This is a genomic window from Mesorhizobium sp. M0217 (genome assembly GCF_040321955.1).
Taxonomy (GTDB): domain Bacteria; phylum Pseudomonadota; class Alphaproteobacteria; order Rhizobiales; family Rhizobiaceae; genus Mesorhizobium.
Genome location: NZ_JAMYSN010000035.1, coordinates 14347 through 40895 on the forward strand (window position 1 = coordinate 14347; position 26549 = coordinate 40895).

General features: G+C 60.0%; 24 protein-coding genes and 2 pseudogenes. 12 read left to right on the forward strand and 14 right to left on the reverse strand.

What is annotated here, in order from left to right:
• Positions 1-99 precede the first annotated feature (99 nt).
• From NKJ18_RS30030 to groL, 11 genes are all read left to right on the forward strand, one after another.
• A complete protein-coding gene (locus NKJ18_RS30030; protein ID WP_023673634.1) occupies positions 100-1068 on the forward strand; it encodes an NUDIX hydrolase in 969 nt (322 codons plus the stop codon).
• A 67-nt stretch (positions 1069-1135) separates the two neighbouring features.
• On the forward strand, positions 1136-2110 hold the full coding sequence (gene nadA / locus NKJ18_RS30035) for a quinolinate synthase NadA (protein ID WP_023673635.1): 975 nt from the start codon (positions 1136-1138) through the stop codon (positions 2108-2110).
• Complete coding sequence (locus NKJ18_RS30040) at positions 2107-3651, forward strand: L-aspartate oxidase (RefSeq protein WP_023673636.1); 1545 nt, start codon at positions 2107-2109, stop codon at positions 3649-3651. The genes nadA and NKJ18_RS30040 overlap by 4 nt, the downstream gene beginning before the upstream one ends.
• Positions 3648-4502 (forward strand): carboxylating nicotinate-nucleotide diphosphorylase, encoded by an 855-nt coding sequence (gene nadC, locus NKJ18_RS30045; RefSeq protein WP_023673637.1) that lies wholly within the window; start codon positions 3648-3650, stop codon positions 4500-4502. Before NKJ18_RS30040 ends, nadC begins: the two co-directional genes overlap by 4 nt.
• 92 nt (positions 4503-4594) lie before the next feature.
• Positions 4595-5608: a biotin synthase BioB gene (gene bioB, locus NKJ18_RS30050; protein ID WP_031203143.1), complete on the forward strand. Its 1014-nt coding sequence runs from the start codon at positions 4595-4597 to the stop codon at positions 5606-5608.
• The gene (locus tag NKJ18_RS30055; protein WP_352761168.1) at positions 5605-6756 is read left to right on the forward strand and encodes an 8-amino-7-oxononanoate synthase; all 1152 of its coding nucleotides are present in this window, start codon (positions 5605-5607) and stop codon (positions 6754-6756) included. Before bioB ends, NKJ18_RS30055 begins: the two co-directional genes overlap by 4 nt.
• Complete coding sequence (gene bioD / locus NKJ18_RS30060) at positions 6753-7388, forward strand: dethiobiotin synthase (RefSeq protein ID WP_023673640.1); 636 nt, start codon at positions 6753-6755, stop codon at positions 7386-7388. The genes NKJ18_RS30055 and bioD overlap by 4 nt, the downstream gene beginning before the upstream one ends.
• Positions 7388-8653 carry an adenosylmethionine--8-amino-7-oxononanoate transaminase gene (locus tag NKJ18_RS30065; protein ID WP_023673641.1) on the forward strand — a complete coding sequence of 422 codons (1266 nt, stop codon included), beginning with the start codon at positions 7388-7390 and terminating at the stop codon, positions 8651-8653. Before bioD ends, NKJ18_RS30065 begins: the two co-directional genes overlap by 1 nt.
• The gene (gene bioZ, locus NKJ18_RS30070) at positions 8650-9633 is read left to right on the forward strand and encodes a 3-oxopimeloyl-[acyl-carrier-protein] synthase BioZ (protein WP_023673642.1); all 984 of its coding nucleotides are present in this window, start codon (positions 8650-8652) and stop codon (positions 9631-9633) included. Before NKJ18_RS30065 ends, bioZ begins: the two co-directional genes overlap by 4 nt.
• A 432-nt stretch (positions 9634-10065) precedes the next feature.
• Positions 10066-10362, forward strand: a complete 297-nt coding sequence (groES, locus tag NKJ18_RS30075; RefSeq protein WP_019863563.1) for a co-chaperone GroES — start codon at positions 10066-10068, stop codon at positions 10360-10362.
• Positions 10363-10425: 63 nt separating this feature from the next.
• Positions 10426-12090, forward strand: a complete 1665-nt coding sequence (gene groL, locus NKJ18_RS30080; RefSeq protein ID WP_286460910.1) for a chaperonin GroEL — start codon at positions 10426-10428, stop codon at positions 12088-12090.
• An 844-nt stretch (positions 12091-12934) separates the two neighbouring features.
• Here the strand turns inward: groL and NKJ18_RS30090 are convergent.
• The 14 genes and pseudogenes from NKJ18_RS30090 to NKJ18_RS30155 all read right to left on the reverse strand — a co-directional run.
• Positions 12935-13093: pseudogene (locus NKJ18_RS30090) on the reverse strand (ATP-binding protein); the annotation flags it as partial.
• Positions 13094-13265: 172 nt separating this feature from the next.
• Positions 13266-13802: a DDE-type integrase/transposase/recombinase gene (locus NKJ18_RS30095; protein ID WP_352761171.1), complete on the reverse strand. Its 537-nt coding sequence runs from the start codon at positions 13800-13802 to the stop codon at positions 13266-13268.
• Positions 13803-14108: 306 nt separating this feature from the next.
• Positions 14109-14795 carry a response regulator gene (locus tag NKJ18_RS30100; protein ID WP_023679590.1) on the reverse strand — a complete coding sequence of 229 codons (687 nt, stop codon included), beginning with the start codon at positions 14793-14795 and terminating at the stop codon, positions 14109-14111.
• 718 nt (positions 14796-15513) lie between these two features.
• Complete coding sequence (gene virB11 / locus NKJ18_RS30105) at positions 15514-16554, reverse strand: P-type DNA transfer ATPase VirB11 (RefSeq protein ID WP_023673699.1); 1041 nt, start codon at positions 16552-16554, stop codon at positions 15514-15516.
• On the reverse strand, positions 16538-17677 hold the full coding sequence (gene virB10, locus NKJ18_RS30110; RefSeq protein ID WP_023707034.1) for a type IV secretion system protein VirB10: 1140 nt from the start codon (positions 17675-17677) through the stop codon (positions 16538-16540). The genes virB11 and virB10 overlap by 17 nt, the downstream gene beginning before the upstream one ends.
• The gene (locus tag NKJ18_RS30115) at positions 17670-18554 is read right to left on the reverse strand and encodes a TrbG/VirB9 family P-type conjugative transfer protein (RefSeq protein ID WP_023690639.1); all 885 of its coding nucleotides are present in this window, start codon (positions 18552-18554) and stop codon (positions 17670-17672) included. The genes virB10 and NKJ18_RS30115 overlap by 8 nt, the downstream gene beginning before the upstream one ends.
• Positions 18551-19264, reverse strand: a complete 714-nt coding sequence (locus NKJ18_RS30120; protein WP_023707035.1) for a type IV secretion system protein VirB8 — start codon at positions 19262-19264, stop codon at positions 18551-18553. The genes NKJ18_RS30115 and NKJ18_RS30120 overlap by 4 nt, the downstream gene beginning before the upstream one ends.
• The gene (locus tag NKJ18_RS30125) at positions 19261-19419 is read right to left on the reverse strand and encodes a type IV secretion system lipoprotein VirB7 (protein ID WP_081726271.1); all 159 of its coding nucleotides are present in this window, start codon (positions 19417-19419) and stop codon (positions 19261-19263) included. The genes NKJ18_RS30120 and NKJ18_RS30125 overlap by 4 nt, the downstream gene beginning before the upstream one ends.
• A gap of 27 nt (positions 19420-19446) precedes the next feature.
• The gene (locus NKJ18_RS30130) at positions 19447-20334 is read right to left on the reverse strand and encodes a type IV secretion system protein (protein ID WP_023673703.1); all 888 of its coding nucleotides are present in this window, start codon (positions 20332-20334) and stop codon (positions 19447-19449) included.
• A 58-nt stretch (positions 20335-20392) separates the two neighbouring features.
• Positions 20393-21076 (reverse strand): TrbJ/VirB5 family protein, encoded by a 684-nt coding sequence (locus tag NKJ18_RS30135; RefSeq protein ID WP_023673704.1) that lies wholly within the window; start codon positions 21074-21076, stop codon positions 20393-20395.
• Positions 21077-21089: 13 nt separating this feature from the next.
• Complete coding sequence (gene virB4, locus NKJ18_RS30140) at positions 21090-23459, reverse strand: type IV secretion/conjugal transfer ATPase VirB4 (protein WP_023685155.1); 2370 nt, start codon at positions 23457-23459, stop codon at positions 21090-21092.
• The gene (locus NKJ18_RS30145) at positions 23459-23785 is read right to left on the reverse strand and encodes a type IV secretion system protein VirB3 (RefSeq protein WP_023673706.1); all 327 of its coding nucleotides are present in this window, start codon (positions 23783-23785) and stop codon (positions 23459-23461) included. The genes virB4 and NKJ18_RS30145 overlap by 1 nt, the downstream gene beginning before the upstream one ends.
• On the reverse strand, positions 23785-24090 hold the full coding sequence (gene virB2 / locus NKJ18_RS30150) for a pilin major subunit VirB2 (RefSeq protein ID WP_023673707.1): 306 nt from the start codon (positions 24088-24090) through the stop codon (positions 23785-23787). Before virB2 ends, NKJ18_RS30145 begins: the two co-directional genes overlap by 1 nt.
• A gap of 74 nt (positions 24091-24164) precedes the next feature.
• Complete coding sequence (locus tag NKJ18_RS30155) at positions 24165-24950, reverse strand: type IV secretion system lytic transglycosylase VirB1 (protein WP_023673708.1); 786 nt, start codon at positions 24948-24950, stop codon at positions 24165-24167.
• A 1291-nt stretch (positions 24951-26241) separates the two neighbouring features.
• Between NKJ18_RS30155 and virG the strand changes: the two are divergent.
• Positions 26242-26549, forward strand: a pseudogene (virG, locus tag NKJ18_RS30160) (two-component system response regulator VirG); the annotation flags it as partial.

The window sequence follows — 26549 nt, forward strand, 5'->3', positions numbered from 1 at the left end:
GCGAAGAGCAAAAAAATGGCCATGCAGCTGCGGGGTGTTGACGTGCCAATTGGCACGCTTACACTAAATCGATTAAGGTGCCCCCGAGTTGGCCAAATAATGGACGATCAGGCAATAGGACTCAGGAAAGACAGAGCCGCCGGCAAGGCCGACAACGTCAAAGTGGACTTGATCGCCTTTGTGGTCGCCGTAAACGGCAGTCAACCCTGTGTCCTCACCATCGGCCAGGCGGACACCTTGCCCTCCGGTCCCTTTGCGCTTGAGCACCGATCGCTGCAATCCGGCTTGAGGGGGTGGGTCGAGCAGCAAACCGGCCATCGGCTGGGGTACATTGAGCAACTCTACACGTTCGCGGATCGGGATCGCATCGGCGCCGAGCGCCAGCAGCGCGTCATCTCCATCAGCTATCTCGCATTGACGCGCAAGGAACAGGCAGCGGGCTCGCCCAAGTGCGGATGGCAGAGTTGGTATGAATATTTTCCATGGGAGGACCACCGCTCCGGCACGCCTGCGGTCGTGCTGGACGTTCTGCGGCCGCGCCTGATCGAATGGGCAAACGGGGTTGGCGATTCGGCCACGCGACGTGAACGCTGGCAGCGGGCGACGATAGCCTTTGGCTTCGACGACCGCCTTTGGAACGAGGAACTCACGCTTCAACGCTATGAGTTAGTCTACGAAGCAGGCCTGGTCCAAGAGGCCGTAAGAGGGCGGGACGCAGGACCCCCGCCGCTGGTGCCCAGCAAGTCCATGGTCGCCGATCATCGCCGCATCGTGGCGACCGGCATTGCGCGGCTGCGCTCCAAGATCAAATACCGCCCAGTCGTCTTTGAGCTGATGCCGCCGGTCTTCACGCTTTTGCAGCTGCAGCGAACCGTGGAGGCGCTCGCCGGCAGGCTCATCCACAAGCCGAACTTTCGCCGACTGATCGAACAGCAGGAGCTGGTCGAGGAGACCGGAGAGGCCACCACTGAGACCGGCGGCCGGCCAGCGAAGCTTTTCCGTTTCCGCCACGCCGTTCTGGACGATAGGCTCATCGCCGGGACAAAATTGCCGCTGGCGCGGGGTTGACATCCCTTATACTCACAGCAAGTATATGCTGGTTATTTTCAGTTAGAGTATAAGCGGGAGGGGGTCGATGGGCGCCATGCTGCCTACGGCCGCGTTGCTCTACGAGCGCGTCCGACGAGTGATCCCGCCGATTGAATGGCCGGCTTTCGCCGAGGATATCGAGGCGATCCTTGCGCTGAAGCGCGAGCGCAACGCGATCATCCTGGCGCACAATTATCAGACGCCCGAGATCTTCCACTGCGTGGCCGACATCGTCGGCGACAGCTTGGCACTAGCCCGCACGGCTGCGACGGTCGAGGCGCAAGTCATCGTGCTGGCCGGCGTCCATTTCATGGCCGAAACGGCCAAGCTCCTCAATCCGGGCAAGACCGTGCTCATTCCGGATCTCAGCGCCGGTTGCTCGTTGGCGGACTCAATCACGGCAGAAGACGTGCGCTTGATGCGCCAGCGTTATCCCGGCGTTCCGATCATCACTTATGTAAATACGTCCGCCGAAGTGAAGGCCGAGTCGGATATCTGCTGTACATCCGGCAACGCCAAGGCGGTCGTCGAATCCCTTGGGGTTCTCCGGGTGATCATGTTGCCGGACGAATATCTGGCCCAGAATATCGCCGCTCAGACAGATGTGCAGATCATCGCCTGGAAAGGGCGTTGCGAGGTGCATGAGCGCTTTACACCGGCCGACATCCGCGAGTTGCGCGAAAGCCATCCCGGCGTGGTCGTGCTCGCCCATCCCGAATGCCCGCCCGACGTCGTGGCTGAAGCAGATTTTTCCGGCTCGACGGCTGCCATGTCCGACTATGTCGAAAGGCAAAGGCCGCCACGTGTCGTGCTGATGACGGAATGCTCAATGAGCGACAACGTCGCGTTAGCGCACCCAGAGGTCGAGTTCATCCGGCCCTGCAATTTGTGCCCGCATATGAAGCGGATCACGCTTGCCAACATCCGCACGGCGCTCGAGCAGAACCACCATGTCGTAACCGTCGAACCCGGGATCGCCGGGCGCGCGCGGCTAGCGGTCGAACGGATGCTGGCAGTTTGAGCGCCGACCTCCGCAGCTTCTTCGGGCGGCCCATCATCATCGGCGGCGGCATCGCCGGACTGATGACCGCGCTTCAACTGTCGCCGGAGCCGGTGCTTCTTCTGTCAAGGTCGCTGCTGGGAGCTGACAACTCGAGCACCTGGGCCCAGGGGGGCCTGGCTGCAAGTTTCGGCGAAGACGACGATCCGGCAATGCACCTGGCCGATACGATTGCCGCCGGGGATGGTCTCTGCGACAGAGACGTGGCGAGCCGCATCCTCCAAGCCGCGCCCAAGGCCATAGAGGGGCTTGCGGGCTTTGGGGTTCGCTTTGACCGCAGGCCGGAAGGATCACTGTGCCTCGGATTGGAGGCCGCACACAGCCGACGTCGCATCGTTCATGCGCATGGGGACGGCACCGGGCGTGAGATCATGCGTGCGCTGATCGCGGCTGTGCGTTCCACTCCGTCGATAGTTGTCGTGGAGGGCGTGGAAGCGCGCCGGCTCGCAGTGCGAGAGAATGCGATCCGAGGCGTCTGGGCGAGCTGTTCGATCGCACCTTTCTTCTTCGGCTCACGGCGGGTGGTTCTCGCCACCGGTGGCATCGGGGGACTGTTTCTCGACACCACGAACCCTTGGGGCAGTTGCGGACAAGGCCTTGCGCTTGCGGCCCGCGCTGGAGCTGTCCTAGCCGACCTCGAATTCATTCAGTTCCACCCGACCGCGCTTGACGGCCCAGAACGCCCTATGGCGCTGGTCAGCGAGGCTGTGCGAGGCGAAGGTGCTGCCCTGATCGATGAAACCGGCCAGGCTTTTCTCCAGAGCGTGCCCGGGGCGGAACTTGCGCCTCGCGATGTCTTGGCCCGCGCCGTGTGGAACCATCTTGCGGACGGCCACCATGTTTTTCTCGATGCCCGACAACGGCCAGGCCCGGCATTCGCTCGACATTTCCCGACAATCGCATCAGCCTGCCTTGGAGCGGGCATCAATCCCGCGCGCGATCTCATCCCCATTCGTCCGGCCCAACACTACCACATGGGTGGCGTTGCCGTGGACAGCTCGGGCAGGACCTCCGTCAAGGGGCTGTGGGCCTGCGGCGAAGTCGCTTCGACAGGACTGCATGGCGCCAACAGGCTCGCCAGCAATTCCTTGACGGAGGCAATCGTGTGCGCCCGCTGGGTCGCTGAAAGCGTCGCCGGAACGCCTGCGCGCAGAACAAGGCCTGCGTTTGCGAACGTTTACCCACCGCCCGCTCCGATAGCCGTGCGCGTTTTTCTGTCGCGCGCACTCGGCATCGTCCGGGATGGTCAAGCGTTGAAAGCAGCCGCGCGTGCCTTATTGCCGCTCGCCGAAAGCAAGGATGCGGTCTCGGATCCGGCGGCTGTCGGGCTAATGATTGCTGTTGCCGCCTTGTTGCGCGAAGAAAGCCGCGGCGCTCATTACCGGACAGATTTTCCTCATCATGCGACTGCCGCCCGACGGTCCGAAATCACGCTCGAAGCCGCCTTGGCGGCTGCGCGGGAACTCGGACACTCGCCAAGCTCCGAAGGTGCAAAGGGATGATGCTCTCACCGCTCCCCACGGTCCTGCTTGAGCCGCTTGTACGGGCATCTCTTCTTGAAGACCTTGGCAGAGCCGGCGACTTGACCACGGACGCCATCGTCCCGAAGGAATGCCAAGCGGGAACCGTGTTGGTGGCGCGACAGTCCGGAGTTGTCGCCGGCATCGATCTGGCGATGCTCGCTTTCGGCTTGATTGATCCTGGTGTCGAAATCTCCGTGGAGCGGGCAGACGGCTGCAATGTCGTGGATGGAGAGGTCATTGCATCAGTGGTTGGCCCGGCCCGGGCCATTCTCACAGCCGAAAGGACGGCACTCAATTTTTTGTGCCATCTGAGCGGCATCGCCACAGCAACGGCATCGATGGTCGCTGCGGTTCGTGGATATGGCGCGAAGATCGTCTGCACCCGCAAGACGACGCCCGGATTGCGGGCAGTCGAAAAGTATGCCGTGCGCGCAGGTGGCGGGTCCAATCACCGCTTCGGCCTGGACGATGCAATTTTGATCAAGGACAACCACATCGCCATCGCAGGCGGCGTCCGGCCAGCGCTCGAGCGAGCACGAAGAGCGGCCGGTCATCTCGTCAAGATCGAAGTCGAGGTCGATACTCTGGCCCAGTTGGAGGAGGTACTTGGCTTCGCTCCCGATGCGGTTCTGCTCGACAACATGTCCCTCCCCGATCTTCGCCGCGCCGTCGCAATGGTCGGTGGCCGCGCTATCACCGAGGCTTCTGGCGGGATCACGTCGCATACAGCGCGAGCGGTTGCCGCGACCGGCGTTGATCTGATTTCGGTCGGCCGACTCATCCACAGCGCGCCGATCCTGGATATCGGCCTCGACCATCGGGGCTCATGATTGTCTGAGTAACGAACAGGATTGGGTCAACTGTCCTTTCCGATCATCATAGTCAGATAGCAAAGACCCGCAAGACAGACCGGAGGAACAGCATGGAGATGCAAACGGCAAGTTCAACGCAGACACCGCCACAGGCCAAATCTCTTGACCCCCCTGACCCTGGAGCGTGGACCTTGGAGAAGGCTCAGGCACTTTACCATGCCCCCTTCAACAATCTCCTCTTCCTGGCGCAAACGGTGCACCGCCAGAATTTCGATCCAAACAAGGTCCAGCTCAGCCGGCTGCTCAGCATCAAGACCGGAGGATGCCCGGAGGATTGTGGCTATTGCAGCCAGTCGGCGCGTCACGAAACCGGGTTGGAGGCGTCCAAGCTGATGGATGTCAGGCGCGTCATCGCCGAAGCGACCAAGGCGCGTGATGCCGGCGCCACCCGTTATTGCATGGGCGCGGCCTGGCGAAACCCCAAGGCGCGCGACATGGATGCGGTGGTGGCGATGGTCGAAGGCGTCAAGGCGCTGGGCCTGGAGACCTGCATGACACTCGGCATGCTCGATCTTGAGCAAGCCGCTCGACTGAAGCAGGCGGGCCTCGACTACTACAACCACAACATCGATACGTCAGAACGCTACTATAGCGAGATCATCGGTACGCGGAGCTTTGCCGAGCGGCTCGAGACGCTTGACCACGTTCGCAAATCCGGCATCAAGGTCTGCTGTGGAGGCATTGTCGGCATGGGCGAGGAGCCGGTGGACCGGATCGACATGCTGGTGACGCTGGCCAATCTGCCGGAACATCCGCAAAGCGTTCCGATCAACATGCTGATCCCGATCGCCGGTACGCCGCTTGCAGACGCCAAGCCCATTGAGCCGATCGAATTCGTGCGCGTGATCGCGCTGGCGCGCATCATGATGCCGAAATCGCATGTCCGTCTGTCCGCCGGCCGCACCGCGATGACTGACGAGATGCAGGCGCTGTGCTTTTTTGCCGGCGCCAACTCGATCTTCTTCGGCGACACGCTGCTGACGGCGGACAATCCCGGTGAGGACAAGGATACCCTGCTGTTCCGGCGCCTTGGCATCGATCCGATGGAACTCGAGGCGCAATGAACGGGGCGCCGCTTGCCCGTTATGATGCGACCTTGCAGGGGCTAGCGCGCAAGGACCGGCTGCGGACGCTTTCGCCCCGCGCCGGGCTGGACTTCTCGTCGAACGACTATCTCGGGCTGGCCGCGTCCAGAAGACTTGGCGATGCGGTTGTGGCGGCGATTGCGCGGGGCACGCCGGTTGGCGCCACCGGGTCGCGGCTGTTGCGCGGCAATGCACCGGAACACGAGCAGCTCGAGGCAGACGCGGCGGCATTCTTTGGAGCCGACCGCGCGCTGTTCTTCGGCAGCGGCTACATCGCCAACTTCGCTCTGCTGAGCGCCCTGCCGCAGAAGGGCGATCTTTTGGTTGTCGATGAGCTCGCCCATGCCAGCATGCATGAGGGTGCGCAGGCCGGGCGCGCACAGTTCGTGCTGGCCGCGCACAACGACGCCACCGCTGTCGAGGATGCGATTACACGTTGGCGCGTCGCAGGCGGCATGGGATGCGTCTGGATCGCGGTGGAAAGCCTTTACAGCATGGATGGCGACTGCGCGCCTTTGGAGAGCCTGGTCGCACTTGCCGATCGGCACGGCGCATTCATCGTCATTGATGAGGCGCATGCCACCGGCGTCTGGGGACCGGATGGCCGGGGGCTTGCCGCCGATTTCGAGGGCCGCGACAACATCATAGCGCTCCACACCTGCGGCAAGGCGCTCGGCGCATCTGGTGGGCTCGTCACCGGGCCGAGGGCACTGTGCGAATATCTGATCAACCGTTGCCGGCCATTCATCTACGCAACCGCGCCATCGCCACTGATGGCGGTCGTGGCGCGCGAGGCACTCGCAATGCTCGCCGACGAGCCTATGCGGCGTGTTCAGCTGCATGAACGCGTCGCCAGCGCCGGCCGGTTGGTCAATCGCTGGGGTGTGACACCAAGTGGCTCTCAGATCCAGCCCTTAGTAATCGGCGATGTCAGGCGCACCATGGCAGTGGCGGCGCGCCTGCAGGCCCGCGGCTTCGACATACGCGGCGTTCGTCCTCCGACCGTGCCCGAGGGCACGTCGCGGCTGCGCATCTCACTGACGCTCAATATTGGCGAAGCCGACATTTCCGCCATGGTCGAGGCGCTGGTCGAGGTGTTGGCCGAAACATCACCGGAGGCGATATGACCCAACGCATCGTCATCACCGGAACGGATACCGGAGTTGGCAAGACCGTGTTTGCGGCTGGGCTCGCCGGTTTGCTGGACGGCTTTTACTGGAAACCGGTGCAATCGGGCCTCGACGGCGAGACCGACAGCGAGGTTGTCGCGCGGCTTGCCGGCTTGCCCTCAGAGCGCGTGCTGCCGGAAGCCTACCGCTTGCGGAGCCCGCTGTCGCCGCATCGTTCGGCCGAGATCGACGGCGTGGCGATCAAGGCTGCCGATCTTGCTTTTCCCGTCCTACCGACGCCGCTCGTCATCGAAGGCTCCGGCGGCCTAATGGTGCCGCTCAACCGGCGCACAAGGTTAATCGACATCTTCGCTGAATGGCGGCTGCCCGTTATTCTGTGCGCCCGCACCACACTCGGCACCATCAACCACACCTTGCTATCGGTCGAGGCGCTCCGCGCCCGCTCCATCCCGTTGGCGGGCATCGCTTTCATCGGCGATGAGATGGCCGATACGCAACGGACCATCGTGGAATTCAGCGGTGCCCCGCAGCTCGGCAGGCTGCCGCACCTCGATGTGCTGACGGGGAAAACACTGAGGGACGCAATGGTTGCCGGCTTCGCCTTCGCCTCGATTACTGGAGGTGACTGATGTCGCAGTCTCATGTGTGGCATCCCTTCACCCAGCACGCACTCGAGCCTGCGATCCCAGAAATCGTCCTGACTGAGGGCGCCTATCTCCACAGGGCCGACGGCGCCCGCATCCTGGACGCCATCTCCTCCTGGTGGGTCGTCACACATGGCCACCGCCATCCCCGCATCATGAAGGCAATCGAGACAACCGCGTCGAGCCTCGACCAGATTATCTTTGCGGGCTTCACGCACGAGCCGGCAGAGCGCTTGGCCAAGGCGCTTGTCGGCCTCGCTCCCGCTGGACTCGACTGGGTGTTCTATTCCGACAGTGGCTCGACCTCAGTCGAAGTCGCGCTGAAGATGGCGCTCGGTTATTTCCGCAACATCGGCGCGCCGCGCTCGCGCATCGTCGTCATGGAGCACAGCTATCATGGTGACACGATTGGAACGATGAGCGTCGGTGCGCGTGGCGTGTTCAACGCCGCCTATGAACCCTTGCTGTTCGAGGTCGACATCATCCCCTTTCCGGCCGCGGGGCACGAGCAGGAGACGCTGGATCGTTTCGAGGCTGTGACCCGCGATCGACGAGCCGCAGCCTTGATCGTCGAGCCGCTGGTGCTGGGCGCCGGCGGCATGCTGATGTATCCAGCATCGGTTCTGGCCGAATTGAAGAAGATCACTGAGGCCTCCGGCTCGCTGCTGATCGCCGACGAGGTGATGACCGGCTGGGGACGCACCGGAACCATGTTCGCCTGCGAGCAGGCATCGATTTCTCCAGATATCCTGTGCACCTCCAAAGGCTTGACCGGCGGCACCATCCCGCTGGCCGTAACGCTTGTCACCGATGCCATCTTCCGGGCGCACTATTCCGAGGACCGGAAGAAGACGTTTTTCCATTCGAGCTCCTACACCGCCAATCCGATTGCCTGTGCGGCAGCACTCGCCAATGTCGAGATCTGGCGCGACGAGCCAGTGGCCGGGCGGATCACGGCCTTGAGCGTGATGCAGGCCGTCGGGCTGCAACGCTTTCGGGACAATCCATATTTTGCCGACTGTCGAGCCACGGGAACGATCGCGGCGCTCGACCTGCGAACCGGTTCAGCAGGTTATCTCGCCGAGATTGGTCCGAAGCTGCGCGCTTTCTTCCTCGAGCGCGGCCTACTTGTGCGCCCGCTCGGCAATGTCCTCTACCTTCTGCCACCCTATTGCATCGCAGGCGACGAGCTCGAACGACTATATGACGCCATCGAGGAGGCCGGGGAACGCTTCGGGTCAAGGCCATGAGCAAGTCGTCGCGCATTCTCGGACTTGGCCATCGCGTGCCTGGGCGCAAGGTGGCTAATGGCGAGATCGAGAGCAATCTCGGCCTCGAGCCGGGCTGGATCGAAAGGCGTACCGGAATCCGTTCGCGCTTCTGGGCAACGGACGAAGACACGCTGTCGGGTCTTGCCACCCGGGCTGGCGACATGGCGCTGGTGAACGCCGGTATTGCGCGCCACGACATCGGTCTGCTGTTGCTTGCCACCTCGACGCCCGACCATCTTCTGCCGCCAAGCGCGCCGCTGGTCGCACACAAGCTTGGCCTTGGCCGCGCAGGCGCGGTCGATCTGACCGGCGCCTGCGCCGGCTTCATCTATGCGCTCATGTTTGCGGACGGGTTCACCCGCCTGCATGGCAAACCAGCGCTGGTCATCGCCGCCAACATCCTCAGCCGCCGCATCAATCCAGCCGAGCGCGCGAGCTCAGTCTTGTTCGCCGATGCCGCCGGCGCCCTGGTGATCGGTCAGTGCGATGATGCTGATCGGGGCATTCTCGGTGCCTCGGTGGCTTCGGACGGCTCGCGCTACGGGCTGATCCAGATTCCCGCAGGAGGAAGCAACACGCCGTTCCATGGCGACCTCGACCTCGGGCAGACCCGGATGACGATGACCGACGGGCCCGAAGTGTTCGCAAAGGCCGTCGAGATGATGACCGATTGCTCGACAGCCGCGCTAGCCACTGCGGGAGTGCGGCCACACAATGTCGGCCGGTTTGTGCCGCATCAGGCCAATACTCGGATTTTCGGCGCGGTCGGAAGAAACCTCGGCATTGCGGACCAAGCAATTGTCAAGACGATTGCCGAATACGGCAACTCTTCGGCCGCGACGGTCCCGCTGTCGCTCTCGCTCGCCAACCAGATGAAGCCATTCCAGCCAGGAGAGAAAATCCTTCTGGCGGCGGCGGGTGCGGGTCTCAGCGGCGGCGCTCTCGTGGTTGGAATCTAGCCGGCCGGCTCACGCGCGCAGGATTGGTCATGAATGGCAATAGGAGCAACAGAACCAATGCCAAAAAATGGCCTTCTGAAGCTCGACATGACCAAGCTGACGCAGCACGACCCGTGCGAGCCTCTGGATGAGTTCAAATGCAACACCCGTTGCACCAATCGTACCATCTGAATAAAGCTCAATTACAAAGGGTGAGCCGCCCCATATATGTCGGATACCCGACATTGTTCACATAAAAGGCTCGATGCTTACACGCTCTTTGCTGGCTGCTCTTTGCTGTCTTCTCTTTTCTCTTTGCTCTTTGCTCTTCGGTCTTGACTAGCAGGAGCCTGCGGCTTATCTCATTGCCGCGTTAGCACTCGCTTCGGCTGAGTGCTAGGCATGCTCCGGCAACGGAGCACCGTTCAACATCCGCACCAAGGAAATCCAAAAATGGCAAAGTCGAATTTCCGGCCGCTGCATGACCGCGTGGTCGTACGCCGGGTCGAATCCGAATCCAAGACCGCCGGCGGGATCATCATCCCGGATACGGCGAAGGAAAAGCCGCAGGAAGGCGAGATCATCGCCGTCGGCTCCGGCGCTCGCGACGAAGCCGGCAAGCTGGTCCCGCTGGACGTCAAGGCCGGCGACCGCATCCTGTTCGGCAAGTGGTCGGGCACCGAAGTCAAGCTCAATGGCGAAGACCTTCTGATCATGAAGGAATCCGACATTATGGGCATCATCGGCTGATCATCGGCCTCACCGTCAACTGAATTTCGGGCTTGATCGCAAGCCCCTGCCAGGAGCTAAAAAATGGCTGCCAAAGACGTAAAATTCTCCCGCGACGCGCGCGAGCGCATGCTTCACGGCATCAACATCCTCGCCGACGCGGTGAAGGTCACGCTCGGCCCCAAGGGCCGCAATGTCGTCATCGACAAGTCGTTCGGCGCACCGCGCATCACCAAGGACGGCGTCACCGTCGCCAAGGAAATCGAACTTTCCGACAAGTTCGAAAACATGGGCGCGCAGATGATCCGCGAAGTTGCTTCGAAGACCAACGACATCGCCGGTGATGGCACCACGACCGCGACCGTCCTGGCGCAGTCGATCGTCCAGGAAGGTAACAAGGCCGTTGCCGCCGGCATGAACCCGATGGACCTGAAGCGCGGCATCGACCTGGCCGTGACCGAAGTGGTCGCGGCTCTCGGCAACGCTGCCAAGAAGATCAAGACCTCCGAGGAAGTTGCCCAGGTCGGCACGATCGCCGGCAATGGCGACGAGTCGGTCGGCAAGATGATCGCCGAAGCGATGCAGAAGGTCGGCAATGAAGGCGTCATCACGGTTGAAGAAGCCAAGACCGCCGAGACCGAGCTGGAAGTCGTCGAAGGCATGCAGTTCGACCGCGGCTATCTCTCGCCCTACTTCGTCACCAACGCCGACAAGATGGTTGCCGAGCTCGAGGACGTCTACATCCTCCTGCACGAGAAGAAGCTGTCCAACCTCCAGGCCATGCTGCCGGTTCTCGAAGCCGTCGTGCAGACCTCCAAGCCGCTGCTCATCATCTCGGAAGACGTCGAAGGCGAGGCTCTGGCCACGCTGGTCGTCAACAAGCTGCGCGGTGGCCTGAAGATCGCCGCCGTCAAGGCGCCGGGCTTCGGTGATCGCCGCAAGGCCATGCTGGAAGACATCGCCATCCTCACCGGTGGCCAGGTCATTTCGGAAGACCTCGGCATCAAGCTCGAGAATGTCGGCCTCAACATGCTCGGCCGCGCCAAGAAGGTGTCGATCTCCAAGGAGAACACCACCATTGTCGACGGCGCCGGCAAGAAGGACGAGATCCAGGGCCGCGTTGCCCAGATCAAGCAGCAGATCGAAGAGACCACGTCGGACTACGACAAGGAGAAGCTGCAGGAACGTCTGGCGAAGCTCGCGGGCGGCGTCGCGGTGATCCGTGTCGGCGGCGCGACGGAAGTCGAAGTCAAGGAAAAGAAGGACCGCGTCGACGACGCCCTCAACGCGACCCGCGCGGCCGTGGAAGAAGGCATCGTTGCAGGCGGCGGCGTCGCTCTCCTGCGCGCTTCGGCCAACATCAAGGTCACCGGCGTCAATGCCGACCAGGCTGCCGGAATCAACATCGTTCGCCGTGCACTGCAGGCTCCGGCCCGTCAGATCGCTTCGAACGCAGGTGCTGAAGCTTCGATCGTTGCCGGCAAGATCCTCGACAACAAGGGCGCGACCTACGGCTACAACGCCCAGACCGGCGAGTATGGCGACATGATCGCCATGGGCATCGTCGACCCGGTCAAGGTCGTTCGCACCGCTCTCCAGGACGCGGCCTCGGTCGCCGGCCTGCTCGTCACCACCGAAGCCATGATCGCGGAGGCTCCCAAGAAGGAGTCGGCCGGCGGCGGCATGCCTGGCGGCATGGGCGGCGGCGGCATGGGCGGCATGGGCGGCATGGGCGGTATGGATTTTTAATCCAGCCCCTATCAACTTACAGCGGACAGGGCGGCAGCAATGCCGCCCTTTCCTTGTGTGCCGAACATGATCGAAACCTTGGAGTGCGTCCCGAGGATCTCGTTCGAGCCTCACCGCATGGTCGAGAATTAGGATCTTGTCTGATCGAGCAATTCGCGGGCTCAACCTGGTCAAACCGGCGCCCCCTACGAACTGCCCGATCCTTGAGGATTCCGCTGCGCGACAATCACGATGATTCATTCAGTTGGTAGCTATAGGCGGTGAATCATGAGGGGCATTGAGGAGCGTGGCAAGGCGCCCATCTCGGCATTTAACTCCATCGAGCGTGATATCAGGGACAATTCTCTCATCGGAACCGGCGGCTGGCGTTGAAGGACCCGGTGAATCATCCTGATCTATACTGGAGCAGACGCGCTCTGAGCCTCAAGAGCGTTTCCTCCTCTGAGTATCCTTGATCTGCCGCTGGACATTCTCGTTGATATTGCTGAGCGGCTCAGCCCGATGGATCTGCTGAGGATTTCGCACACAAATCAAGAGCTGCGGTGTCGCCGCGATGATAGTCGCAACGCCTCAAGAAAGGCGGATTCAGGTTCAGGCCATCTGTGGCAGCCCTTGCACCGGGCTCCAGCAACGTCTCGTCGTCGTGGCCGAGGGGCCTCGTGACCCCGACGACTGCGCTTCGGCCTTGTGGGGCCTCGGAGCGGGCGTGGCAGCGCTTGCACCCGAGCTCCAGCGGCGTCTCATCCTCCTCGCCGAAGACCACTGCCCTGGAGGGCCTCGGAGCAGGCGTGGGTGGCGGACATAGCAGCCTGTCCCATACCTATGAATACGTTTGGCTGAAGCAGACCGATGGCTGCGCGTCGAAGCCGAAGCCGTCGAGTTCGCGGACAAACGGGAACTGCGCGATCTTGCTCGACATGAGCGTGTCGAGCTGGTCGCGGATCGCCGTCAACTTCAGCCGATCCAGGATTGCGATCAGCAGGTCATGATCTAGGGTCGTCATCACCAGCTCCCTCCGGCCACCGCTCCGTACTCGGCGAGTGGCCGCAGCAAGGTGGCCGGGGGTGATCTTGATCCGCTCGGCGCGCACCGGCCCTTCGAAGCCGGCAACGCCGACAAAAGGCTCTGTCGCAAACCTGGAAATGGGGTTGTGAACGGCCATTTCGGCCTGTCCGTCAGGCAGCGAGGAGATCGAAACAGCGATCGACAGACTTGTAGGCATACCTCGCCTGTCGCTTGCCCATCATGTGGATCATCTCGATGCCGGAGAGGATAACCACGTCGTTCGCATGCGACTTGAAGCCGAGCATGGATCGAATGCGGCTTGATACGCCGGTGATCCTGTTCGATCCGATTGTTGAGATGCCGGCTATTGCGGAGCGGATCGGCTTCAGCGGTCGCCGCGATCGCTGCCGCAGCCGGCTTTCAGCGTCGCAGGAAAGGATTGCTTCGTAATTGGTCTGGCTGCCGTCGATGACGATGCGCTCCGGCCGGCCATGGCGCGTCAGCGCCTTGCGGAGGAAGCGTTGGGCCGCCACCTGGTTACGGTTTTCGCTAAAGAAGAACTCGACCGTATCGCGGAGGATGTCGATAGCGCGGTAGAGATACCGCCGCGGACCTTGATGTACGTCACGTTTGCTGCCGACCACACGCTTGCGCCGGTTGAAGCGCTCCAGCAGCTGCGGCGAGAAGCGGGCGACCCAGCGATGCACAGTGGAGTGGTCGACCTCCAACGCGTTCGGCCATCATCTCTTCCAGATCGCGCAGGCTCAGAGTGTAGGCCAGGTACCAGCGCACGCACAGCAGGATCACCGACTGGTCGAAATGGCGGCCCTTGAACATCACGTGCTCCTCCACAGCTGAGGCGTTTTTCTTGCCATGCTCGCTTACAAAAAGGTTTGCGACAGAGCCGTTCGAACCGCATGCCGACACCATCGTCAAGGGCGGCCGCGGTGTCCATTATGGCCACAAGCTCAACCTGACGACGGCAGGCAGTCTGTTCTTTCAATTTAGACCAACTATGCGGATGCCGCCTCAGTCAATTCAAGAATGTAACCAATGCCGCGCATGGTCGTGATACGTGGCGTTGCACCTGACCTACTCAGGTGTCCACGTAAGCGATAGATTCCGACTTCAAGCGCGTTGGCAGATACCTCGTCGTTGAACGAATAGAGGTGATCTTCCAACTGCGCACGAGGCACGATGCGGCCTGCACGGATAAGCAGATGCTCTAAAATACATAGTTCGCGGCGTGCGATCTTCAGAGGATGACCCGAGACGGAAACCTGTCGGCCGATCGGATCGAAATTGAGATTGCCAAATACAACGATGGGGTCGGTCACCTGTGTCGACCGGCGCAGAATGGCTCTCATTCTGGCGATGAGCTCATCGAAAGAGACGGGCTTGAGCAGAAAGTCGTCCGCGCCACCGTTGAAAATTGCAATCCGCTTCTCGAGATCGTTGATGCTACTCATAATGAGGGTTGGAACTGAATGCCCGTTGCTCCTTAGCTGTCTCAGCCAGCCCAAGCCATCGCCATCTGGCAGAGCCAACTCCAGCAGGAGAATTTCATAGGTTGCGCAACAAAATGCCCTCGACGCCTGTTCCAGGTTGCCAACTACATCAACGGCAAAACCGCTATCCCCGAGCGCAACTCGCACAGCGCGCGTAAGATCCACATGATGATCAATGAGCAGCGTTCGCATTTCACGCCCTATCAAGGTCGGACAGGTCACCGTCCGCTGTAAGACCGGGGCGACAGCGGAAGTCGCGCAACTCTTCGTAGTGTTCGTAACGCTCTTTCCGATGGGTGATCGCGGGAGCATGCAAGCCGCACGCCTGCAATAGTCGGGGATGGAACACGTGAAGACCTGTTGACGGGCTGAAACCGTCGGTCGGCCAGCCCACAATGCCACCGACTCTGCCTGCGATTTCTCTGCGCATCGATCCTCCTATGGGTTGCGTCGCAAACTCCAGCTGAGGTCGCAAGGGCAGGTTGCGGCTTTGTTCATTGAGAGGACCCCCTGGAGGCAATACCAGGAGGATTCCCTATATGGCACTTCCCGATTTACCACCGGTCATTCCGAACCACGTTCGGCGGCTTTGAAGACATTCATTGAGCGCGGCTAGGTAAATCAAGGGTACGACCTGCCGGGTGTCGGTGCCGCTTTTGAAGCAGGCATCGGCACCAGCTCGGTGAGCGTCGCCCGCGCAATGCAGCGGACGCGCTCGATACACCCAGTCGAATCGTGCCGCGACTTGCCGCGCCGACAGGGCGCCCGAAGACTTCAGACTTGTGACCGAAGGTCTACGCCCAGTCCTCCTCCCATTATCCACCTCCCTCAAATCAAAGTGGACGTTCAATCTGAACAAATTACGCCATCGTATCACAAACGACTTACCGTTCCCCGACGTGCTCTAGCCTTAGTGCTTGTTAAGAAGGTCGGCTACTGTCTCTCCGCGTCGCCGGGCATCGGCGGCGAGCCACACCTCCCCCACCTCATACACGTCGCCGTGGGTACTGAACGGCACAATGACGTCAATGGCAGCCGACAGCAGGTCAAGAAGCGTGTGGTCTTCCACAGCAGCTCCTTGCGGGCTGCTCTTGACGAGTGAAAAGAGCTTTTTAAAGCCTTGGACCGGATCCGCCCCATGAATCGTTGATATTGATCCCGCATGGCCGGAGACGACTTCGCTAAGGTAGGCCCAAGCAGCATCATCGCGCATCTCGCCAAGCAATATTCGATCAGGGCGCATGCGCAAGCTGGCTTGCAACAGTTGCTCGGCTGTCACCGCACCTACGCTTGCTCGGTCCTTCGGATAGAGTAATCGGACATGGTTCTCGTGCGGGATTGCAAGTTCGAGCGTGTCCTCGATACTTATCAGCCTCTCTTGCGGGGGTATAGCGTTGATCAAAGTCTTGCTCATTGTCGTTTTGCCGCTTCCAGTAGGTCCGCAAAGCAGCATCGTGAGCCGCCCGCAAACGCATGCTCGCAAAAATTGCTCCAAGTCACCATGGTCGTAGTGCTGAAGAATCGTTTCGTCCTGCCGCTCTTGGCGCTCCTTTCGTGACCGCCATTGATTCCAACGCGAGTATTCGTAGCGAGAAGAAACTTCCTTGAGTTCGGTCACACGACTTGAGGGACGCCGTATCGTCAGGCTTATTGTTCCTGAGGGAACAGCGGGCGGCAAACAGATCTGCAGCCGCTCTCCGTTCGGCAGCTCAGTCGCACAGAGGGGGCTTTGCGGTCCGACATCTTGCTTGCGCAGCGCTCCAGCGAGGATCGCGATGTCCTCCAGATCGTCATAAGATAGCGGTAGCGGATGTTTCGTGAAAACGCCGGCCTGTCGGACAAAGGCTTCCCCAGGCCGGTTGATAGCGACCTCTTCGGTCCTTGGCTCCTCAAGCCATTTCAAGACAGGGTTGAGAAGCAAACGCAATTGAGGGTCAGCCTCCGGTCGCATTGTTGTCTCTCCGGCGTTGGCGATGTTGGGGGGCTGGCGCCACGGCGATCGGTCTAAGATCGTATACATCTGAGAAATCGAGGTCCCGAGCCACAAAGATCGATACAGCATCTCCCTGGTTTTTCTTCAGAGTTGGCGGAACGTTGATCGTTGCTCTAAGGGTCGTGTCAACGGCTTGTCCGGCGTTGCTCTGGAAGCTGTTGATGCCGCTTCCTCCACCTGAGCTGCCAGCGTATTGACCGGCGGCCTGAAACGCGCCTTGAATGACGCTCATGAGCATTGCTCCACCAAAGCGCTGCCAGAAGTGATTATCCACCGTGCCAGGCATTCCGGAGCGGCCGAGCTCGTCAGCGCCCGGCGACGCTAGCGAAACGAGGGCATGGTCAGGCGTTTCGATGCGCGTCCACAGCACGAAGACACGCGCATCCCCCTGTTGGAGACCACGCTGGATCTCGCCAATCACGGTCGTCCCGCGATCCAAAAGCACCACGTTGTTGGTGGCGCCGCGGACGTCTTTAGGTAAGACGCACTTCACATAACCCGGTAAATTTGTGTCGACTGCCGTTTGCAAAATGCAGGGTATTATCGTTCCTTGGGTAATCACGAGATCAGGGTGCGGCAAAAGTGTGGCCCGGCTTGGCTCCTGCATATCTGGCTTCAATCGCCTCGTCAGATCGCCAGCCTCTGAAATCTCATGCGAGGTCGCGGGAGCATCCCTATGGTTGTCTTCGCTCCGCTGACCGTCGTTGGGCATTTGACCGCTGCCACTGTAGGCGAAAATTGGTGTTTCCTCCGGCGGTGGATCAGCTGGCGCCGGAGGCGGCATGGATGGCGCAGGATCTCCTGCCTGCGCCGCCTGTACGGGTGCTGGAGCTTCGGGAGCAATCTCAATCGGCACGGGGCGGAATGGCTCGGCGTCGGCGACAATTGCAGGTTTTGGCTGAGTTGGCTCGTCTTGTGTGCTGGGACGACCGCCGAGCCAGATGAGCGATAGAGATGAGATGAGAACAAGTGCAGCGATGGCCAACTTCTGCAATCCCGAAACATGCCGGCGGGCCGGCTCCGAGACCATCGATCCTGAGGCATGGACATCATGTCCCGACTGTGGGCCGGTTTCATTCATCGGCCGGGCCTTTCAAAACGCGCCACACGTCGGGTGTCACTGTACCGGTCCCTGGCGCTCGTCCCACAGGGTCATAAGCCCTGTTGAAAATGGACAAGACCGTATTGCCATCTCTCAGACGCCATTCCCGGGCGACTGCGGATACTTCAACATAGTCTCCTTTGACCGTGTAATTGGCAGCGGCTTCCTTGCCGTCGGGATTGATAATGTAGAGGGAGGGTATGCGGGAATTGCTTGCGAAGCCAAATACGGTGGTAAAGCCATTATCGAAAACTTCCAGCGGCGCCAGCGATCGATCGCCCTTTGCGACGTAGTGAAAATTGCTTTCGTCCGGACTGGTAGTTGCGGCGGGCCGATTCAACAAATCCTGAACTCTCTCGTCGCGCAGCACTTTCGCCCGGGCCTGACCAAGAATCGAGCGCCTTTCTGCGTCCTTTCTCTGAGCAGCAGCGTCATCAGCAGGATAGGTGAACTGCACACTGTAGTATAGGTCAGGTTGCTTCTCATCGAGTTTTGGCATCGCTCTCGTTGAAATACTGAAGACGTATCTCCGTGTACCGGACTCACTCTCGGCCAGCACAATGACGGGCTGCGGCGGGAGCATCCGGCTAGCCTTAAAAAAGAGATAGTTGGCGCGCGGGAGCGCAGCCAGGTCTTTGCTATTGGAAACGGCCACGGCTGCGACTGTCTCGTTGGCCGCGAATGTGACAACCAGCGTTGCCCCCACTGCGGTAGACAGGCGCACCACTTCGTCAGGACGGTAAGCCAGGTAGCGCATGCGCGCATCATGCTTGCCGGCAAGTGGTGTGTCTTCCGCGGACGCTTCCATCGTTAAGAAGAGTGAACAGACCAGCGCGAGAAACGCTCTTTTTGTCATGGCTGCACATAGCCCAGGTTCGATACGCTATCTTCCGAGCTTTGATAGGAAGCGACGAGTAGACCTCCCGGATTGGTGAGCCTCGATTGCCCAGGCAGACCCGTCAAGCGCTCGTAGCGGATGGTAGCTGTCCAGGTGGTCACTATCGGCATCTGCCCATCGACAACAAGCGTACGTTTGTAACGGATCTGTTGAACGTCCGGACTGATGTCGTTTGAAGAAATATGCCCGACCTCGAGCTTGCCGCGTTTGCCGACCGTGACTTGCGGCGAGGTGGGATTCGGATAGTTGAAGAAATCTTGATATTGCTGTCGCACAGCCGGCGCGCTGAAACTGGATACGAGGTCATAGGCGTATTGGGCTGTATCTGCTGTGTACCCCTCGCGCAGGCGAACATATTCCCACAGCGAAGCATTTATGACGGCTCGGTCTTGGGTTGCCGGCAGTCGAGAGACTGACACTTCGCTGTCGACGGTCCCATCCGGCCGGACCCAGAGGAACACAGGTACGAGCTTGGCCAACGGGACCATGGCAGCAATGGTAAATGCCTGTGCAACATTTCCTAGGACCGCCGCTGCGGCAAAGGCTATCAGGGCCTTTGACAGGCGCCGCGCAGACTTCGCTCGTGAAGTTTGAAACGCTTCCACCTTCTTATAGTGGGCGGCTAGCGTTTCTCTCTCCACCAGAAGGGCATGTTCAGGAACTTTCACTTTGGCTCTTCCGCGCATTCGACCCGAAGATCCTCAGGGGTGGTTTCCCATTGTCCCACGTTCAGTTGGAATGGGGCACCCGCGCATGTCGCAAGCCCATGGCTCGTCTTGCAGGCGGCCAAAGCGAGGATTGACAGAAGTAGGCAATATTTCATGTTTTTGGCACCGAGCTTGTCGATTGATTAAGCACCCGCCGTTTTGGCAAAGTGGCGATTGAGGCTGTTAAGAGGTCGGTTCGCACCTCCCCAAGAGCCGCCGGCGATGCTGCTGGCGATCGTCGGAAGCGCGACGATCAGAGCGTCACCAGCTAGGAAAAGCATGTCGAGCTCGTAAAGCCCGATGATCTTGGCTGCTGTCGTGCCCGAGAATTTGATCATCAAAAGCATGGCTGCCAGCGAGACTGCTTCGGCAGCGATTACTATCGTTGCAACGATGTTGAGGAGGAGAAGCAGCAGCCCGTACGAGAGCAGTTGGCCGATCCATCTGGTGGCTATGTCTCGAGTGTGATCAAAAAGGTAGCCTACAAGGACCAGGGGGCCGATCGTCAAGAGCACCTTCGTCAGAATTCCAACGGCATCGTAGATCTCGAACGCTGTCCACAGCGCGCCGTAGAAAATCCATTGCGCTCCCTCGAAAGCAAGTATGTCCTGGCCGTTCATAGGCCCAATTTCGGAAGCAATCAGCTGAAAGACATACTGGCTTGAAGCAAACATGAGATCGAGCTTCTGGGGGATTCCGATGAAGGGCAAGTCGCTGCCACTGATGTCGTGAGCCAACCTCGGAATCGTGTCGTCGAAGAGCGCTTCAATGTACTGCTGATAGTTGGCCTGCCCTAAGATAAGGGCGACGACAATCGACACCATGATTACGCGCGAGATACCCCCGCGCGCATCGACTTGACCACGCATGACCAGACAGCCTTGGATTATTATCCAGAGCGTGACACACGCAACCAGAGGCGCACTGACCGCCGCTTGGACGTTTTCAAGCACTTTGTGCAGCCCGGACGTGAAGGCCCCATGAAAGATCGTGTGTATAGTCGTGAATGGCGCGGGAATTTTGAAATTCATGGCGTGAGCCTGATGTGTCCCTGATCAGCGCAGCTGAGCCTGATGAACTCTGTGTGGTTTACGGGAGGATGCTAAACATATTAGCGGTGTCCTGATGTTCGCGACGCTGCGTGGCGGCCTCCTCCACGGCGTGAAGGCTCCCTTGTGCAGTGGCCATTGTCAGCAGACTCGTGGCCTGGACATTTTGGATCATCGCATCGTGAATCTGCTTGAGGACCAGACCGTTGGTCACGGTGGCCTGCATAATATTTCCCGAGCGGGAAAGCTGACCAAGCGTGCCGGCGTTATCCTTAAGGCGCTTGTCCATCATGCCCAAAGTGTCGGCTGCAATAGCTGCGGCATTGGCGGCCCCGGCGATTTGTCCCTGTAACAGTTTCGCTTCTGAATCGGTGCCGTTGACTATCCGATTTGGGTCCTTCGCAATGTTACGGGCCATAATCGAAGCTGGCGCCCGAGCATCAAACATCTGCTCCTCCAGCTTATTGCTCGACGGGTAATGATTTCCTTGGTTAAGTGAGCTTAGCAGTCCCGTGACAGCGAATGACGACGTTAGAATTGTCACCATTTCAATCGTGGTAGCGAGCGTCTCGATTGACCTCTCAAGGATCGCCGCATTGGAAAGCGCTGTTAAGGTCGCTTGTGTTTCTGTTACAGGGTCGCTGACGATAAATTGCGAACGGGCCTGTCCGTGAAGCAGAAGGGAAGCAGCAAGGGTCGTTACTGCAAGTTTGGCAAATTTCATGAATATTCCTCCGTCAGTCTTGAACTTCGTGGTACCGGGCCATGAACTTGTCGAGCCACCCACTTGGGGCGTCTCCGTGCTGGTTACGAAGCTGGTCGGCAAAGCGCACTGTGTTGGCCCGCCCCGAGAGTACGGCTACGTACTCGCGCATCTGCCCAAGATCGAATTCGCAAACAATACTCCCGCTATCGCGCTTGAGCAAAAACTTGCGGCTGCCGATTGCCATTCCCTGGCGGATTGCCTCGAACTCCTGCGCAGTGCACTTCAAGCCATCGACATACGCAGAGCGGTCCGCCGTCGGTGATGGGTAGAAAATTTTCGTCATACATTGCGCAACGAGACTAGCTCCGAGAGGCGATTCCAGAACGTGTTCAGGCTGCTGCGTTGCGAGTATCAACATGCCGTTGTTTTTGCGGACCGTGAGCAAGAACTTGTCGATAACGGCCGAGAATTGGGGGTTGAGTAGATAGAATCGAAATTCGTCGCAGCTCATGACGAACCGACGACCATCGACGATAGCGCCCACTCGATGCAGAAGGTATGCGGCGGCCGGTGCACAGACCTCCTCATATTCCAGGAGCTGCGTCATGTCGAAGCCCGTAATGGAGGCATCCAGCCTTACTTCGTCCACGTCGCCGTCAAAGGCCCATCCAAGCGCCCCCCCTCTACACCACCGCTGCAGCCGTGCTCCTGCGCCCTCGGAGGGGCTGTGCAATAGGAACTCGCGCAGGCCCGCAAGTGAGCGCATAGGGGGTTCGAACGAAAGCTGACGAACAATGCCGCGTTCCAGCCGACGGCTTTCCTCCGGCGAGATCGGACCACGGCCGTCACTCTCGATCAGGGCCATCAACCACTCGCGCAGAAAGTCCCGGGAGGCGGAGGTGTTGTCCAGTCCACGCAGAGGGGCCAAGCCGCTCGGAGCGCCTCTGCGCAACGCAAGATATGTCCCTCCCGTGGCTCGCACCAGCAGTTCACCACCCCGATCCTTGTCGAAGAAGACGATCGCACCATTGCGATCGACCAAGCTTTGCTCAAGCATCGCGAGGACAAAGGTCATCAGCGTCGTCTTGCCTTTGCCAACGGGCCCGAATATTGCCGTCATGCCGACGTCATTCTCATGGGGGATGTAGTCGAAAGAAGTTCCACCGTTTGTGCGAAAGCGCGCAACAGCATTGCCCCAGTGGCCGGAACTGGAACCGCTTGGGAAGTTCTCAAATGAGACGAGCCCGGCAAAATTGTGTGAGGTGATCGCCCCCGGGCGCGTGCGCCACCTGTTGTTCCCCGGAAGTTGGGACCAATATGCGGCCTCCATGCCGATGCCCTCTTGGACGATAACGGCGCCCGCGTCGGCCAGCCGTGCGCGGGCACTTGCTGCGCGATCTGCAAGGCTATTGAGGCTGTCGGCATAGACGCACAGGCTCAGATGATGCGAACCCATCACGAATTCGTTGCTTGCCAGTGCGTCCTCTGCCTCGGCAAGTTCATTGATCTGGGTGAGAGCCTTGTCGCCGGCACTCGTCATCTGGCTGGACTTAAGGCTTAGTTTGGCATGAGCTTGTGGGCGAGTGAGGAAGGAAAAGCTCTGGCTCAGGACAAGCGGGAAGTTGGCGGACAGCAAGGAATTTAGCATGCCCGGCCGCGTCGTCGCCGGATATTCACGGAACGAAAACAATGATCCGACGGAGCTATCCCCGGGCCTTCGAATCTCAAGCGCCCGCTTCCCGCAGATGACCTGGTCAGTGTAGATCGAGGCGCCAAGTGAGCCGGTAACCATCGGAACCGGAAGAAACCGGCAAGTCATCATGAGCCGAAGCGCCTCGCCGATTTCCGTGAAGAGCACGTTGCCTTTCTCACGAATGCCCAACCGGCGCAGACCGTAACCGCCGAGTGCGCCAGCAGTGATGTGCCAGAGGTCTTCCAGGCTCCGCATTTGGGTGGCTAGATCGTGCTCATTCCGTCTGCGGGACTTGGCAATCCGCAAGCCGATCTTGCCGATTGCGGTGCGGGGGGACACGATCAAAGTGAGGAAGTGATCGTTGCGAAAGAGCTTTCCCGACAGCACACGACGCTCGTAGGCCTCGCTCAGACTGCCAGCGAATGCACTTTGAAACTGGCGCGGCGCCGGCGCCGGCACATCGTTGTGTCTCACAAGATGAGCGTATATCGAGACATTGTCATCGGCGATGTTGCGCAAGAGAGTGTTGAACGCGCGGCAGCGCGAGTTGCGCATCTCAGCGTCTTCCAAATCAAAGGGCACACCGTTCACATGTGCCATGGCCATGATCGATCCGTCTTCCAGAAGGACAACCTGATCGCTTACGTGACCAACATACGGAAGGTAGATCTCGCCAGACCTCTCGGTCCGGCCGCTGGCGCCGAACATTACACCATTCCTCTTCCGCGTTTCGGCACTCTGATCGGATTGGCGCTGACGCTTGCGCCTCCCCAGACCGGCCCGTCCACGCTTCTGCCGGCCGTCTGCAAATAGAGCAGCACGACGCTTGCCGCGTTATAGTCACGCTCAACAACCAGCCGTGCTCCGAACCAGAGTGGCACGAGAACGATTTCGTAGAGCGGGTTCTGAAGGATAATGATAACAAGCCCAGCCAACATCATGAGCAATCCGGCCAGCGTCAGCGGCACCCCCAGAAACAGTGCGGGGCGCGTCGCCGCCACATAGAGGGTGCTCACTTCCAACCGGTCGCTCATCAGCCGCCGCCTATGAGCGCCTTGCCCAGGAAGCTGGCCCCGAACATGATGACGATCCCTCCAACGACACCCGCAACCAGGCCAAGTGAAGCACGACCGAACATCCAAGAGATACCGATGGCTACGAGCCCGAGCACGGCCAGTGATTGTCCAAAGGGGCCAAGTATGAACGTGCAGATATTCTGGACCATCTTGGCAGGATCCGTCCCTCCGGTCACCTGAGCCGCGGCTGGCCCGCTGTAGAAGACCGTCCACGCCGCGCCTGCAGCAGCGGCCGGTACATATTCAGCCGCCATGCGCAGCATGGAAAAAGGCGAAGGAACACGCGTTTTAAGCGCACGAAGTATCTTGAGTGGCGTCATCATTGCATCTCCATGTTTCAATCGAATACGAGTTTGTTCGGGTTCGAGGGTTCCCGTGCTTTCGCAGCCTGGCTGCCTGTCGGATCGGAGGGATCGGCCCCGGAGCGGTCTGGCTGATACGAGCCCCAGATGTCCCAAGAATCTTGGTTGGGCTGCTTCTTTCTATTGGCCTGTTGGCTCTGCTGGAGCAGAGGCGGCACGGCTTTCCGACCGGGTGCCTCAAGGTGCGGCACATCTCGAGCAGTCGGCTCCAGCGTTCTCTCAAGGAGACTTGAGATGTCCTTTGCGGCCGACTCGACCTTGCGTACATAACCGTTGGCGAAGCCATGCGTGACGTCGCCCGTGTTATAGGCCGAGATGGCACGGCGAAGCGCCAGTTGCTGTGCCACAGCAGTGGTGCCGCCGGCATACCGGCTTTCAAGCAGGTGGGCGGCAGCCGAAAGCGAGGCGCAGGGCTCGAAAGCCCTTTCCGGCGTGAGATTGAGCATGGCAAAGTTCTTGCTGTTTATCTGCATCAATCCAACATCGACAGAATGTTGTGCTTCGAGGCGTTCCTTGATGCCCCGCGTGGCTTCCAGGTGGTCTATCCAGCGAAGCTGCTCACCTGTGGTGTTGTCATGAGCCACCAGCGTTTCAAAGCCACTTTCAATCTTGGCAATCGCGGCCAGGGTGGACGGCGCAACCCAGGGGGCGCATTTGCGCGACAGGCTGCGGAACTCACGCGGAGAAAGTGGCGCGGGCTCGGCTGGGAGTGACATGGATGTCATCAGGACGATGGCCAGCGGCCAAGCTGCAATAAACATTCCCTATCACCTACCTTTCCAAGCCGCCGGACGGGTTCTGGCCCTGTCCGGCACGCGCTTATCGGGGAGGTTTGTTACTGTGTGATGTTCAAGTTCAGCTTTTCGGTTTCAATTGAAGCAAAGACCGTGTTCGTATCAGCGTGGGTGAGCATCTTGCGCATGCGTGGGTGGCGCGGGCCCGATCAGCCAGCGACATCCGGAGCATCTTGGTACAATGACTCCTTTACAGGATTGCTCGTCCCGGCCGTCCGTTGCTCCTGGAGTGTGGGCCGCGACTTTGGCGTCATGGACGGTACTTCTGTCAGCGCCAAGCCAAGGACAAAATGGGGAGCTTGGCGGGCTTGTTCAGGCTCGGGATCACCGTGGGGAATCGACTAAGGCGATAAAGCGGCCCAACTTTGCCGGTATGCTGCCGGTCCTTAAAGAGCAGCCATGCGCGGCCCTGCATACTCAGATCATTGCTTGAGACGCGAGCTCGTCCGCGAAGCTGGCTCGAAGGCGCAAATCCGCGGCGGCGAGGGTCAACTGGGAAGACGTGGCGGCGCAGCCCATCCTGGTGCGAGCCTCGTTCAGCTGTTCGGCCGCCGCCGCCAAAGGGTGGATCATGCACAGTCCCATCGGCAGATAACCGCACGTCATTGACGCAGTCCGACGGCGCAATGGACAAGCATAGTGACACGCTCAAGATGGAGGAGTTGCAGTAACTGAGAAATGTTAGCCCGGACGTTCACCGCAACCGGCGACCTGCCGGTCGCCGAACAGCATTTGAGGCCGCCGGCCACCTTGGACGAAGCCGGCTTGGCAGGAGACACACTATTTTGCACAAGGCCGCTGCAGCGAATCACGGTCTTCTTCCGCCGACCGCCTCTCCGATCAAGCCAAACGCCGCGCTGCTCAACCATGTCCGAGCTGGATCCACGAGCCGGATGATATCGAGATGATCCAGGTCCGCAAACTCCAGGATGACCAGGATGCAAGGGCATAGCAGGAAACTTGGCATCCATGAGGTCGAACTTGAGTGATATTGGCAGGCCTGCACCAACGGGGGAGCTCGAAGCGAAAAAGCGAAGGACCACACGGCAGGGTCATGTCGGCGCTGGGACCTGTCTGGTGGCCACGGGCTGCCTTGGTGCGGTCAATTCGCTGGGGATGAAAAGAACAGGACGAGCACGGCCTCACATTGGCCGCACGCAACGGCGAGTGGTATCAAGGAGCAGCTGTTCTGGGTCGGTGCCCCAGGGTTGCTCGGCAACAGGTTTAGACAAGGGGATTCAAGATTGAAGGTGTGCCGTTGAAACATGTTCTTGTCATTGACGATGATGCCGCAATGCGGCGCCTCATCGCCGAGTATCTCACGATGCATGCCCTGAAGGTAACCGCAGTCCACGATAGCAAGCAGTTTGACTATGTTCTTTCACGTGAGCCAGTCGATCTCGTGGTTGTTGACCTTAACCTAGGCCGGGAGGATGGACTTGCGATCGTCCGCAATCTGGCGACAAAATCAGATGTTCCTATCATAGTGATCAGCGGCGACCGGCTTGATGAGGCGGAAAAAGTGGTTGCACTGGAGCTCGGCGCAACCGATTTCATTCCCAAGCC